General features: G+C 35.2%; 11 protein-coding genes. 7 read left to right on the top strand and 4 right to left on the bottom strand.

The window, feature by feature from the left end:
• Positions 1 to 190 precede the first annotated feature (190 nt).
• The 5 genes from ileS to HCQ94_RS03580 all read left to right on the top strand — a co-directional run bounded on the left by ileS (position 191) and on the right by HCQ94_RS03580 (position 7,485).
• A complete protein-coding gene (gene ileS / locus HCQ94_RS03600; RefSeq protein ID WP_166981969.1) occupies positions 191 to 3,430 on the top strand; it encodes an isoleucine--tRNA ligase in 3,240 nt (1,079 codons plus the stop codon).
• Positions 3,427 to 4,773: a bifunctional folylpolyglutamate synthase/dihydrofolate synthase gene (locus HCQ94_RS03595; RefSeq protein ID WP_166981966.1), complete on the top strand. Its 1,347-nt coding sequence runs from the start codon at positions 3,427 to 3,429 to the stop codon at positions 4,771 to 4,773. The genes ileS and HCQ94_RS03595 overlap by 4 nt, the downstream gene beginning before the upstream one ends.
• Before the next feature lie 135 nt (positions 4,774 to 4,908).
• Positions 4,909 to 5,637 carry a CDP-alcohol phosphatidyltransferase family protein gene (locus HCQ94_RS03590; RefSeq protein ID WP_166981963.1) on the top strand — a complete coding sequence of 243 codons (729 nt, stop codon included), beginning with the start codon at positions 4,909 to 4,911 and terminating at the stop codon, positions 5,635 to 5,637.
• A 113-nt stretch (positions 5,638 to 5,750) separates the two neighbouring features.
• Positions 5,751 to 6,191: a nucleoside-diphosphate kinase gene (ndk, locus tag HCQ94_RS03585; RefSeq protein ID WP_166977711.1), complete on the top strand. Its 441-nt coding sequence runs from the start codon at positions 5,751 to 5,753 to the stop codon at positions 6,189 to 6,191.
• Between the two features lie 253 nt (positions 6,192 to 6,444).
• A complete protein-coding gene (locus tag HCQ94_RS03580) occupies positions 6,445 to 7,485 on the top strand; it encodes a threonine aldolase family protein (RefSeq protein WP_166981960.1) in 1,041 nt (346 codons plus the stop codon).
• Positions 7,486 to 7,647: 162 nt separating this feature from the next.
• On the opposite strand, the gene HCQ94_RS03575 is transcribed toward HCQ94_RS03580, so the two are convergent.
• The 4 genes from HCQ94_RS03575 to HCQ94_RS03560 form a co-directional block, all read right to left on the bottom strand.
• On the bottom strand, positions 7,648 to 9,036 hold the full coding sequence (locus HCQ94_RS03575) for a HAMP domain-containing sensor histidine kinase (RefSeq protein ID WP_166981957.1): 1,389 nt from the start codon (positions 9,034 to 9,036) through the stop codon (positions 7,648 to 7,650).
• Entirely contained in the window at positions 9,014 to 9,688 is a 675-nt protein-coding gene (locus HCQ94_RS03570; protein ID WP_166977705.1) for a response regulator transcription factor, read from the bottom strand. Before HCQ94_RS03570 ends, HCQ94_RS03575 begins: the two co-directional genes overlap by 23 nt.
• Before the next feature lie 685 nt (positions 9,689 to 10,373).
• Positions 10,374 to 10,589, bottom strand: coding sequence for a hypothetical protein (locus HCQ94_RS03565; protein ID WP_166981954.1), 216 nt, complete (start codon positions 10,587 to 10,589; stop codon positions 10,374 to 10,376).
• 170 nt (positions 10,590 to 10,759) lie between these two features.
• Positions 10,760 to 11,299, bottom strand: coding sequence for a PepSY domain-containing protein (locus HCQ94_RS03560; RefSeq protein WP_166981951.1), 540 nt, complete (start codon positions 11,297 to 11,299; stop codon positions 10,760 to 10,762).
• 527 nt (positions 11,300 to 11,826) lie between these two features.
• Here HCQ94_RS03560 and HCQ94_RS03555 point away from each other — a divergent pair.
• Both HCQ94_RS03555 and tyrS read left to right on the top strand, forming a co-directional pair.
• The gene (locus HCQ94_RS03555) at positions 11,827 to 12,336 is read left to right on the top strand and encodes an arginine repressor (RefSeq protein WP_166977700.1); all 510 of its coding nucleotides are present in this window, start codon (positions 11,827 to 11,829) and stop codon (positions 12,334 to 12,336) included.
• 148 nt (positions 12,337 to 12,484) lie between these two features.
• Complete coding sequence (tyrS, locus tag HCQ94_RS03550) at positions 12,485 to 13,747, top strand: tyrosine--tRNA ligase (protein ID WP_166981948.1); 1,263 nt, start codon at positions 12,485 to 12,487, stop codon at positions 13,745 to 13,747.
• The last annotated feature ends 1 nt before the right edge of the window (position 13,748 follow it).

Here is a 13,748-nt window from a genome sequence, read left to right as displayed (position 1 = left end):
TGCCTTTGTATAAGGGTATCACAGGGGAGCATTCGGAAGAACGATATAGAAATATATTTACTAGAACCGAACGGGTAAGCCCGAAATAGCTGTAACGAGAGGTGTTTACGTAACACAAGCGGGGTGGTACCGCGGCATATAAGTCGTCCTCGTATTTATTCAAAAACCTAGAATATACGAATGGACAGAAATGACTGAAGCAAATAACTTTTATCCTTTGCATAGAGATGAATTAGTTTCTTCACCATCTTTACCTGAATTAGAAGAAAAAACTTTAAAATATTGGAAAGAAAATCGTATTTTTTATAAATCAGTTGAAAATAGAGATGCTGGTGAAAAAGGTAATAATGAATTCGTATTCTATGATGGTCCTCCATTTGCTAACGGTTTGCCTCACTATGGTCACTTACTAACAGGATACGCAAAAGATACAGTTGGTCGCTACCAAACACAATTAGGTCATCGTGTTGAACGCCGTTTCGGATGGGATACACATGGGTTACCAGCTGAACTAGAGGCAGAACGTATTTTAGGTATTGAAGATAAAAGCCAAATTGAAGAAATGGGTATTGATAAATTCAACGATGCATGTAGATCTTCAGTTTTAAAATACACCAAAGAATGGGAAGAATACGTTACAAGACAAGCTCGTTGGGTAGACTTTGAAAACGATTATAAGACCCTTGATGTAAAATACATGGAATCAGTCATTTGGGCTTTCAAAACTTTATATGATAAAGGTTTAGCATACGAAGGACACAGAGTACTTCCATATTGCTGGAACGATCAAACACCACTTTCTAACCACGAACTACGTATGGACGATGATGTATATCAAGATCGTCAAGATCAAACTGTCACAGTTGGTCTAAAGTTAGAAGATGGCTCTTACGCACTAATATGGACAACAACACCTTGGACTTTGCCTTCAAACTTAGCAATTGCTGTTGGAATAGAAATAGATTACGTAACTGTTCAGCCACAAGAAGGAGTTTTGGCTGGAGAAAAAGTAATCATCGCTAAAGACTTGCTAGGTGCTTATACTAAAGAACTCGGTGAAGAAGTAGAAATCATTGATACCTACAAAGGTAGCGAACTAGTAGGCAAAGCTTACTATCCAATCTATGATTACTTTGTTGGACGAGACAAGAACGAAGCACCGGGTGAAAAAGCTTGGCATATAATAGCTGGTGACTTTGTTACCACTGATAGTGGTACTGGTCTAGTTCACTTAGCACCTGCTTTTGGTGAAGACGATATGAATGCTTGTAATGCTGAGGGTATTTTGCCTGTAGTTCCTGTTGATGAAGCTGGTAAGTTTACTGCTGAAGTTTCAGACTATGAAGGTATGCAAATTTTTGATGCTAATAGACATATTTTGCATGATTTACGTGAAGTTGCTGGTCCTATTGCTTCTCGCCCAGAAAATGAACGAGCAGTGTTAGTAAAACAAGCTTCATATAAGCACTCATACCCACATTGTTGGCGTTGCCGTCAACCTCTAATTTATCGTGCAGTATCATCATGGTTCGTTGCAGTAACTAAGTTCCGTGATCGCATGGTAGAGCTAAATCAGACAATAAACTGGGTGCCTGATCACATTAAAGACGGACAGTTCGGTAAATGGTTAGCAAATGCTCGTGACTGGTCAATTTCACGTAACCGTTACTGGGGTTCACCAATTCCTGTTTGGAAGAGCGACGATCCACAGTATCCACGCGTAGATGTATATGGTTCTATTGCAGATTTGGAGAAGGACTTCGGAGTAGAAGTAAAAGATTTACACAGACCATTTATTGATACTTTAGTGCGTCCTAACCCAGATGATCCAACTGGAAAATCTATGATGAGACGTATTCCAGATGTGCTTGACTGTTGGTTTGAATCTGGTTCTATGCCGTATGCACAGGTACATTATCCTTTTGAAAACCGTGAATGGTTTGACAACCACTATCCTGGAGATTTTATTGTCGAATACATTGGTCAAACTCGTGGCTGGTTCTACACGCTACACATTCTAGCTACCGCACTATTTGATAGGGCTGCTTTTAGAAATTGTGTCTCACACGGTATTGTGCTTGGATCTGATGGTCGTAAGATGTCTAAGTCTTTACGTAACTATCCAGATGTGAATGAGGTATTTGACCGTGATGGTTCAGATGCTATGCGTTGGTTCTTGTTATCATCACCAATTTTGCGTGGAGGTAACTTGATAGTTACTGAAGAAGGTATTCGTGAAACTGTACGTCAAGTTCTATTACCTTTGTGGAATACATGGTATTTCTTTGCATTGTATGCTAAAACTTGCGATGGAGGAAAAGGTTATCTAGCTAAGTCTATAAACTTGGAAGATAAGACAGAAATTGACTCTTTATTTGTCATGGATAAATATGTTTTGGCTTGTTTGAAACAGTTATCAGAAGAAGTAAAGAGATGCATGGACCAATACGATATTTCCAACGCTTGTAACCTAATCCGTGACTATCTAGATATGCTTTCAAATTGGTATGTTCGTACAGCACGTCAAAGATTCTGGGACGAAGATAAGAAAGCCTTTGACACTCTTTACACAGTGCTAGAAAACTTATGTAGAATAATGGCTCCATTGTGTCCACTACTATGTGAAGAAGTTTGGAGAGGCTTGACTAACGGGCAGTCAGTACACCTACAAGATTATCCTACATACAGCGAAGCTGTAGAAAATGATGAGCTTGTAAAGGCTATGAATGAAGTCCGTGATGTTGTATCTTCAACTCACTCCTTGCGTAAAGAAAATAAGTTGCGTGTACGTCAGCCATTGCGTAACCTAACAGTTGTATCAGTACAACCTCAGCTACTTGAACCATTTACTAAACTTATTGCTTCAGAAGTAAATGTTAAGGGAATTGAGTTAAAGCTTGCTGAAAACTCGGGATTTGAGTTACTTGAAGAATTGGCTGTTTTACCACGTGAGCTAGATCCTGCTATGCGTAAACTAACAGCACAGCTATTCAAGGCAGCTAACGATAAGAGCCAGTGGGAAAAGCAAGGCGACAACATTGTATTCTCAAATATTGAATTTGAAGGTAGCAAAGTCAGTCTATCTCCAAATCAGTATGAGCTTACACGTGTAGTTTCTGCCCCTGAAGGAAAAGTTGCAACTATCTTGAACTCAGGAACATTCATTGTATTAGATACAACTTTAGATGCCCAGCTTGAAGCTGAAGGATACGCTAGAGATCTAATTCGTGAAATTCAAGACACTCGTAAAGCTATAGGACTAGAAGTATCTGACCGTATAAAGTTGAAACTACAAGTACCAGCTGACAAATACGAAGGTGTTCTTGATAATAAAGAAATGGTTTGCAATGAAACTTTGACAGTTGAATGTGAAATTGTTTCTGCTGACATTGAAAAAAATAATATTGAAATTGTGAGGGTTGATAAGTGAACAAAAAAGATTTAACGCTTGAAGTACAGAGAATTTTTGCTGAAATAATGCAAAGAGCTCCTGAACATAAAATCCAACCAACTCTAGAGCGCGTCCAATACGCATTATCTATTTTGGGGGATCCGCAGTTATCTTATCCTGTGGTGCACGTTACAGGAACTAACGGTAAAACTTCTACTTCACGTATGATCGACTCCTTGATTTCGTCCTTAGGGATTAAAACAGGGCGTTTCACTTCTCCTCACTTATATCGTCCGAATGAAAGAATTAGTGTCGCTGGTGAACCTATTTCTGATGAAGTTTTCATTGAAGCTTATAAAGATATTGTTTCACATATAGATATGACAGATAAAAGGTCCTTGGAAAAACAAGGGCCTAGAATGTCTTTCTTTGAACTCTTAGTGGTTATGGCATACTCTTATTTCGCATATGCACCGGTAGATGCTGCAATTATGGAAATAGGTGTGGGCGGTTTATGGGATGCTACAAATGTTGTAGATTCCAAAGTTGCAGTCATAACTCCTATATCTTTAGACCATACTCAGTGGCTGGGAACAACAATTGAAGAGATAGCTGAGCAAAAGGCTGGAATAATAAAGCCTGGACAGATTGTTATTGTAGGAACACAACCTGAAGAAGCAAAGGCTGTTATAAAAGCTAAGGCTGAAGAAGTTGGAGCTGTAGCATATTTCTTCAACCAAGATATGCACGTTTTGGACAGGGTAGTAGTTCCTGGTGGACAAATTTTAAGACTACAGACTCCACAATTTGTATATGAGGATGTATTTTTACCTTTGCATGGTGAATATCAAAGTGAGAATGCTGTACTAGCTCTTAGCGCTGTTGAAGCATTCTGTGGAGGTAGAGCAATTGATGGAGCAAATGTAAAGGTAGCTTTTGATACAGTTTCTTCTCCGGGACGTCTTGAAGTTGTTAGGACTTCTCCTATAGTAATTGTTGACGCTGCTCATAATCCTGACGGCAGTAGAGTTTTAGCAAAAGCTCTTGAGGAGGTTTTGCCTGATGCGAGTATTACTGGCATTTTCTCAGCAATGGGAGACAAAGATGTAGATGGTATCTTGTCTGAAATGGAAGCAGCACTAGAGCATCTTGTGCTAGTGCAAATGCCAGGCGAGAGAGCTATGGATATAGATGAGCTAAAACAAATTGCTGATGGAATTTTTGGTGCTGATAGAGTTCACATTGCACGAAACTTGCATGATGCCGTTGATATTGCTACAACACTTAGTGATGAAAACAGTGAATTTATGGCAAATAGTGCAGTTTTGAGCTTCGGATCTGTAGTTTTAGCAGGAGCAATTAGACAATTATTTGCTGAATAATTTTTGTAAACTACCACACATTTATGAATGTTAATCGATAAATGCAACAAGTTTTGCTATAAATGTTTTATACTTGTGTGGTAGTTTTGCATTTTAAAACGAAAATTTGCAATGAAAATGTAAGGTTTATTTGATATGGATAGTGATAGTAAGTCTTTTTCTTTAAAGCATAAAGTAGTTGCTTGGGCAGTACATGCTTTTACAATGAGTGGTGTTGTTTGGGCATTGTTAGCGTTTTTAAGTCTTTACAAACACGACGTAAAAATGATGTTTTTTTGGTTACTTATAGCTTTAATAGTTGACGGTGTTGATGGTTCAATGGCTCGTCATGCGAAAGTAAAAGAAGTTGTGCCTTGGTTTGATGGAACAGCTTTAGATTTAATAGTCGATTATTTGACTTACGTATTCGTTCCAGCTTTATTTATGTATTTACTATTGCCTGTACCATCACAGATGTGGGGTATGGTAGTTATGATTATTGTTTGCATTTCATCTATGTTTTGTTTCTGTAATACTAAGATGAAATCAAACGACTACTACTTTGTTGGTTTTCCAGCTGTTTGGAATATTGTCGCTTTAGTGTTCTACATTATGCAAACTTCTGGCTGGACAAATGTTATAGTTACGATTATTCTCGCTGTTTTGCATTTGAGTACTATTAAATTCTTGCATCCTTTTAGAGTTAAAACTTTACGCCTAGTAAATATAAGTATGGTAATTATTTGGTGTGCAACATCTGTAATTTTAGTTTATCTTCACCCTCTATCATCTTTACCAGCTCTAATAATTTGGTATATAAGTGGAATGTGGATAGTTGGAATTGGTATTTGGAGAACTATTTCCTATAAAGTTAGCGAAAACTAATATATGAAGTTTTACTATATTTTCCTTAAAAACTTTGAATAAGTTAGTTGCTTCTATATTTATTCTTACCTTTTATGTAAAATTTTTGTGTAATTATTTGAAAGGAATTTAAAATGTTAGTTGATGTTGCTAAGGAACATTCACTTATTCTAGTAAAGCCAGATGGTTATGAACGCGGTTTGACTGGTGAGGTTTTGCGACGTATTGAAGCTAAAGGTTACAAACTAGTTGGTTTGAAAGTTTTGGTTGCTTCTGAAGAGCTTCTAGGTGCTCACTATGCTGAACACCGTGAAAAACCATTCTACGGTAGCCTAGTTGGTTATATGTCATCAGGTCCAGTTGTTGCTATTGCTGTTGAAGGTGACCGCGTTATTGAAGGTATGCGTAGCCTAATGGGTGCAACTAACCCTACAACTGCTGCTCCTGGAACTATCCGTGGTGATCTAGGTCGTGACTGGGGAACTGGTAACATGGAAAACATTGTTCATGGTTCTGACTCACCTGAATCAGCTAAGCGTGAACTTGGCTTGTGGTTCCCAGAACTAGGTTTATAATATATAAAATACTTTATTGCCCTAGCTTTGTTTGCTGGGGCAATTTTGTTTATCTGTCGAAATAATTTATGATGTTTCGACAAGAGTGCTTGTATGTAAGAAAAGATAAATTTATATAAAGGTTTTTGATAAAAGATATTTTCAGCAATACGAAACTTAAATACTTTATAGGCAAAATAATAAAATTCGTATATCATGGTCATATATGTGAATTTTTACCTTCGAAATAGATAGTTTTGGATGTGATAGGGTAATGAGTAGTGACAAGTATTTACATTTTGAAAACGATTATGTAGAAGGTGCTCATCCTAAAGTGTTGCAATCTTTGATTGACACTAACGAATTATCTCTATCAGGTTATGCTACTGATGAGTATACGAAATTGGCAAGTGATAAAATCAAATCGGCTTGTAATAGACAAAATGCTGATATTTGGTTTTTAGTAGGTGGCACACAAACAAATGCTTTAGTTATTGATGCTATGCTTAAACCTTTTGAAGGTGTAATTTCTGCTGATACTGGTCATATTGCTACTCATGAAGCTGGTGCAATCGAATTTACTGGGCATAAAGTTATTACTATTTCTGGAGTAAACGGTAAGCTTATTGCTGATGATGTTGATAGTTACATAACTAATTTTTACGCTAATCCTGCTTATGAACATACAGTACCTCCAGGTATGGTTTATATCTCATTATCTACTGAATACGGCACTGTGTATTCAAAGGCTGAATTGGAAGCTTTATCTAATGTTTGTCGTAAGCACGACTTAATTTTCTTTATTGACGGTGCTCGTATTGGTTATGCTTTGGCAAGTAATGAATGTGATTTAGATTTACCTACCGTTGCTGCTAACTGTGATGTATTTTATATCGGTGGTACTAAAATAGGTGCTTTGTGTGGTGAGGCTGTTGTATTTACAAATGCTAATATGCCAAAGAACTTTAGAACTATAGTTAAGCAGCATGGGGCTTTAGTTGCTAAGGGACGCTTGTTGTCTGTACAATTTTGCACTTTATTTAGCGATAATTTGTATTTTGAAATAAGTAAACATGCCGTAGATATGGCAATGCGTATGAAAGAGATATTAATTTCAAAAGGATATGAGTTTTTTATTGACTCTCCAACCAATTTACAGTTCATAGTTCTTGATCAGGATAAAACACAAAAGCTTTCTGAAAAGCTAAAGTTTACTTTTTCAGGTAAGACTGCTGATGGAAAGAATATTATACGTTTAGCTACTAGTTGGTATACCCGTATAGAAGATATTGAAAAACTAAAAGATATTTTATAACTAGTTATTGAATTTTTTGCAAAGCACATACTATTTATAGTTGAGATGTATTTTAGCGTTTTGACGTATTTTTGTTTTGCTCTTTATTCGGCAGTTTTATAAGGTATAAGCCTATATGTTTTGCTAGATGGCAGTTTTATACTAGTTTTTGAGTATATACAGTTATAAGCTTTGGAAGCTTACTATGAAACTAGCCCCTTCACCTATTTGGCTTTGAACTTTTATATCAGCACTATGCATTTCAACAATTTTTTTCACAAGCGATAGTCCTAGACCGTTGCCAGAATTTTGCTGTTTATTACGTGAATTATCTACTTGATAGAATCTATCCCAAATTAATTTTTGTGCATTTTCATCTAGTCCCACACCGTTGTCTTGCACTGCGAACTTTACTCGATTATTTGTTATAGATAAGCTTACTGCTATTTCATCTTTAGTGAATTTTATGGCATTACTCAATAAGTTATCTATTAATCTTTCTATCATTAACTGATTTGCTTCTACGAAAATACTATTCTCTACATTGATTTTTAGAGTTATATTTTCTTTGTCACAAATATATGTATAATCTTTTAATCGCATTTGTAAAGTTTGTGATAAATCTACTTTTTCGAAATTAAGTTTTTCATTTTCTTCAATTTTTGATAGTTCCATTATTTGATTAATAAGCGTAGTCATGCGCTTAGATTGGTTCATAATTGATGTGAATGATTCTTTTGCCTCTTCAATATTATCAGCATATTTTAATCCATATTCACTCTCAGATAGAATTACTGTTACAGGTGTGCGTAGTTCGTGTGAAACATCAATATTAAACTGCTTTTCATGTAAGAATGAACTTTCTAACGAATCGAGCATTTCATTGAAAGTACTAGCTAATTTATTTAACTCATCACCTTCATTTTGAGTTGGAATTCGTTTTGAGAAATCTTTTTGATCTTTTATTTCTAAGGCTGTAGCAGAAATTCGACTAACAGGTATAAAAGCGTACTTAATAATTTTATACCCTCCGTAAACGGTGAACAGTACTAGTAAAGGAGAGATAGTTAAGACGAGTATTAAGAAAAAAGAAATCTCTTTGGAAGAATGATAATCTGGGATAATACCACGTATCCATTTGTCCTCATTGTCAATCTGAACATCATAGTACAGGAAGTCTTTTCCTCTATGCTTATATTCTCTGACTTCGTTACTGCTTATCGGTAAGTTTGTAGCAAAGTCTGCAGGAAAAGTACCTTCTAGTAAATTGTTATCCTTATCATATACTGCGAAGAAAATTCCGTTGTCAAAGCCTTGGAATTTTTCTGGATTATTAGATACGGAAGTGACTGCTTGGACTATTTCTTGATGTAGGCTATTCCTAGCAAGGTTTTTTGCTACTTCTAGTGAGATTCCTATAAGTACGGCTATGAGTATGATCATAAATACTGTGTACCATAGAGTAACACGCATTATTATGGAAGTATTTTTAAAAGAACTAACTATTACATTTTTAATTTTTCTAGCATTTTTCACGTTAATAAATGCATTAGTTAGTTTCTTTAATGACATAGCCTAGCCCTCGTTTTGTATGTATTATTGTATTAGAATTATTGATATCTATTTTCTTTCTTATATTTTTTATAAGCACATCTATAACGTTTGACTCTGCTTCATTGTCATAATCCCACACGCTTTGTCGTATTTGTTCTCTTGAAACTATACGGTTTTTGTTTTGTAATAGGTATTCTAATACTTTATATTCTTTTGCAGTTAGATTTATTGCTACATTATTTCGCATAACAGTTTTGTTAGAAGTATCTACTATGAGGTCTTGTGTTGTTAATTTAGTAGTAGCATTGCCATATTTTCTGCGGATTAATGCGTTCAGACGGGCAAGTAGTTCGTCAAATTCAAAAGGTTTTACTAGGTAATCGTCTGCGCCCAAATTTAACCCGTTGATTTTGTCACTTAAACTATCACGTGCTGTTAGCATTATTATTGGTGTATTATTTTGAGATAGACGTATTTGGTCAACAGTTTTATATCCGTCAAGTTTGGGCATCATTACGTCCATGATTATTGCATCGTAAGAGGATGTTTTAATGTAGTGTAAGGCTTCTATACCATCGTAAGCGCTGTCTACAACGTAGTCTTTTTTCTGTAATAGTTTAGCAATTATTCGGTTTAAGTCTTTTTCGTCTTCTACTACTAATATTTTCATTTTGGTCCCAAAGTAAAATCTTATCAACTATTATATATGATTTGTCTATTTTTAATGCTCAAGTAAAGTAGGTTCAAACATTAGTGTTTTATGTTTGAACCTACTTAGGGGTATAAGAGAAGAATATTTATTTTTTATAGTTTAATGCTCTATGTTTTTTCGATATTTTTCCTTTCTACGTCTACGACTCTAGAGGCTTTAGGGGAATAAGTGTTATATATGAATAGTTTTACCAATCTTAGAATGAAAATTCTCACTAGTCTCAGTAAGCTAGTACGTAATCTTTTACCAGGTTTTTTCTTTTAGATTCTTTATACAATGACGTTTTCACTTCGTTTTTCTTTTTTCCAACTAATGCTGTCAGTATTGTTATCACTATCACTGTTATTGGTAACGTAACCTTTTTCTGGATTTTTTTACTCATTTTTACCTACTGATTTGATACTCTTTTAATATTATTCGTTTATAGTTTAGGAAAGCACTTATAACCTAGACTTACGATGAATAGTAATATTGAGGAATAAGGTGTTTCCCAGTTTTATAATGACGTCTTAGATAATTTTGTTGATTTTTATCAGCTATAAGATATTTTTTCATATTATTTTCAAGCTATAAAAGCAACAATTATTTGAAGTTTATCTATGTACTTTTGTTGCATTTATGTAAATGTTTTATATTTGCAACTTTACACTATATCAGTGTCGCTATCTGTTTCTTGTGATGTAGGCACTGGGGTTTGCTCTGCCCTATTTTCGTGATAAAAATGGCTTATTTCCTGCATAACTTGAGGAAGCGTTGTTCCTGAAGTTGCCATAGCTAAGTTTGTTCCACTAAATCCTAGTAAACTTATTCCAGCAATTGTTCCTATAATTGTTTTCTTTTTCTTTGTTAGCTTCGTCATTGTCATATCCTTTAGGTTCAATCTCTTATTCAACTATGGCTACTAAAAGTAGCCATAGTTTTATACACGAGGACAAGGAGAAATTCGTGTTTTATGAATAAGCGCGTACTACATATTTAAAGCTTAGCTTAGTAATTACTATCCCAGAGACACTATCAAAATTACTATATTTAGCGGTTTTCTGGATTTTTATTCTGTTCAGTATCGGAAGTCTTATTTTTTCCCTGCTCGTCTCCTTGATTCTGAGTATTTTCCTCTTTGCTACTAGAAGAAGGGGAAAGCTGATTTTTAGGAGCAGGTGCAGGCATATGATCATGGTGGTGTTTACCGCCTCTCATGCCTTTTTCTGGGTGGTGTCCCATTTCGTGATTCATCCGAATAGCGCTTCCTGAACGTTTAGCAGTTATTTTCCCAGTATTTGCGTTAATTTCAATTTGTTTTTCTAAATTGCCTTGTTTTACTATAATTTCATACACTGGAATATTTTTCTGTACAAGCTCTGTCTGTATTATTTGCCCATTGGTTACTTCTTTCAAAGCTATGCTCTCTGCTTTTTTCATGCTTATTTTTACGTTTTGTGTGACAACAGGCTTTCCTGGAAAAGAGTTATCCATATTTGCTATTGCAATGCTTGATCCTCCGATACCAAGTACTGCTAGAGCAGCAATCGCCCCAATTGCAACTTTTTGCTTTTTAGTAATTTTTTTCATTTTCTTTTCCCTTTATTTGATTTTTATTAGGATTATTTAGTTTAGGTAGTTATCTCTATTTGTTTAGATACTTACCTGTCTTTGGAATATTTTTTATTCCTTTGATTTTCTTGATGACTCAATATTATTTTTCTTAAATGAATTTAAGATGAATAAAAATAAAATTTGTAAAATTTATAAATTTAGCGATTATAAAACATATATTACTTTGTAGAGATAATGAGTTTAGAAAAATTTTGACCTATTGCAACCTGTGGTAGGGATGTCTTATCCTGTGAAAGGAAGAGTTTCTAGTAATAAACTATTAAGACTTTTATAAGAAATTGTTAACTTTTTATAGATACACTCAGTAAATAAATGATTCTTAAAAAATATATTAAAATATTAAGAAAATTCTGTTTACTACTTGTGTCGTAAATATAGTATAAAGATAATTAAAATAAGTTTTAAGTATGATATTTGACGTATCTATATCTTAAAAACTGTATAATATATATTGAAATCTTTTTATATTTGAGAGGTGTGTTATGAGCTCTGCAATTCCAGTTACAAAAGCTACTAGACATTCCATGATTACTCAAATTCTCTCAAATAGGCCAATTCGTTCGCAAAAAGAATTATGTGAAGCTTTGCGTGAAGAGGGCGTAGTTGCCACTCAAGCTACATTATCTAGAGACTTGCTTGAAATGCGTGCAACTAAGATTCGCAATATATCTGGTGAAAACGTTTATAGTATGCCTGAGGCAGTTCCACATATACATCAGCAAAGCTGGAATTTAGAAGAATCGCCTTCTTATAAACTCAAGCGTTGGTGTCAGGAACTACTGGTGGGTGGTGACATCGCTGGAAATATTTTAGTTTTAAGTACTCCTAATGGTGGTGCGAATTTGCTTGCAGGAGCAATTGATGCTGCTGTATTGGACGATGTTCTCGGATGTCTAGCAGGTGATAATACAGTTATTATGATCTGTAGAAGTGAAATAGTTGCTAATAAAGTTAGAGATTATTTGTTGAGGCTGGCTGAACCTGCAGTATAACTCCAACTTTCTAATTAGAATAATATAATTCAAAAGTTGTAGTATCTTTATTCCTTAATACTCTGTCTTTGGTATTGTGTGACTAGATTTTAATAAATATATTTAGATATCATATAGAGGTATATTTTAAAAACTGGAAGGTAATATTGTGACTGATCTCTTAGAAGAATTGAAATGGCGTGGACTAGTAGCCCAACACACAGATATTGATGAATTGTCTAAGCTTCTAAATGAGGGATCTATCACATTTTATTGTGGCTTTGACCCTACTGCTGCATCTTTACATCATGGGCATTTAGTACAGCTAGTTCTTATGAAACATCTTCAAAATGCTGGTCATAAACCTATAGCACTTGTTGGTGGTGGAACTGGTTTAATTGGTGACCCAAGAATGTCTGGTGAAAGAACTCTAAATCCATCAGAAATCGTTAGCCAATGGGCTGAAAAATTACGTGAGCAAATTGGTAAGTTTTTAAGCTTCGATGGCGATAATGCTGTACGTATGGTAAATAACTACGAGTGGATTAGCGAACTTTCAGCAATTAATTTGCTACGAGACCTAGGTAAGCATTTTAGACTAGGTACTATGCTGGCTAAAGATAACGTTGCAAGAAGACTTAAATCAGAAGAAGGCATTTCTTACACAGAATTTTCTTACCAAATTTTGCAAGGAAATGACTACTTAGAACTATTCAAACGCTATAACTGTGTATTACAAACAGGTGGTAATGACCAGTGGGGTAACCTAGTATCAGGTATGGATTTGATTCGTAAAACTGAAGGTAAAAGCGTTCATGTTCTTACAACACCACTTATCACTAAATCTGATGGTACTAAATTTGGTAAGAGTGAGGGTGGAGCAATATGGCTAAACCCAGAACTATTAAGTCCATATGCTTTCTACCAGTTCTGGATGGGTGCTGAAGATAGCGATGTCGTAAACTTCCTAAAGGTTTTCACATTTGTAGATAGAGATACTATTGCTCAAATGGAAGAAGAAGTTAGCCAGCGTCCACATTTACGTGCAGCTCAAAAACTACTTGCTAAAGAAGTTACAACAATGGTGCATGGTAAAGAAGAATGTGATGAAGTTATCAATGCTTCTACAGCCCTTTGGGGAAGTGGAGACTTGAAAGGAATTAATCCTCAAACTCTTATAAGTGCAACTGAACAGCTCCCTAAGGGTAAATGCAGTATTGGAGCTAATATGGTTGATATGCTAGTTGAAACAGGACTAGAAAAAGGTCGTTCAGCAGCACGTAGAACAATAGCTTCAGGTGGAGCATATCTAAATAACGAAAAAGTCACTGATGAAGACTACACATTGACTGAAGATGACTTACTAGGCGGACAAATTGCGTTAATTCGTAAAGGCAAGCGTAATTTAGCAGTTGTTGAGATACAAAACTAGA

It is taken from the genome of Actinomyces sp. zg-332, from assembly GCF_011751945.2.
Lineage (GTDB): Bacteria > Actinomycetota > Actinomycetes > Actinomycetales > Actinomycetaceae > ZJ293.
The sequence above is the reverse complement of the archived record's forward strand: the minus strand, read 5'-3'. Positions and strand labels throughout refer to the sequence as shown.

Excerpts from the sequence above, each read along its gene's own strand:
- ileS (WP_166981969.1), top strand. The coding sequence starts at position 191 with ATGACTGAAGCAAATAACTTTTATCCTTTGCATAGAGATGAATTAGTT.
- HCQ94_RS03590 (WP_166981963.1), top strand. The coding sequence starts at position 4,909 with ATGGATAGTGATAGTAAGTCTTTTTCTTTAAAGCATAAAGTAGTTGCT.
- ndk (WP_166977711.1), top strand. The coding sequence starts at position 5,751 with ATGTTAGTTGATGTTGCTAAGGAACATTCACTTATTCTAGTAAAGCCA.
- HCQ94_RS03580 (WP_166981960.1), top strand. The coding sequence starts at position 6,445 with ATGAGTAGTGACAAGTATTTACATTTTGAAAACGATTATGTAGAAGGT.
- HCQ94_RS03575 (WP_166981957.1), bottom strand. The coding sequence starts at position 9,036 with ATGTCATTAAAGAAACTAACTAATGCATTTATTAACGTGAAAAATGCT.
- HCQ94_RS03570 (WP_166977705.1), bottom strand. The coding sequence starts at position 9,688 with ATGAAAATATTAGTAGTAGAAGACGAAAAAGACTTAAACCGAATAATT.
- HCQ94_RS03565 (WP_166981954.1), bottom strand. The coding sequence starts at position 10,589 with ATGACGAAGCTAACAAAGAAAAAGAAAACAATTATAGGAACAATTGCT.
- HCQ94_RS03560 (WP_166981951.1), bottom strand. The coding sequence starts at position 11,299 with ATGAAAAAAATTACTAAAAAGCAAAAAGTTGCAATTGGGGCGATTGCT.
- HCQ94_RS03555 (WP_166977700.1), top strand. The coding sequence starts at position 11,827 with ATGAGCTCTGCAATTCCAGTTACAAAAGCTACTAGACATTCCATGATT.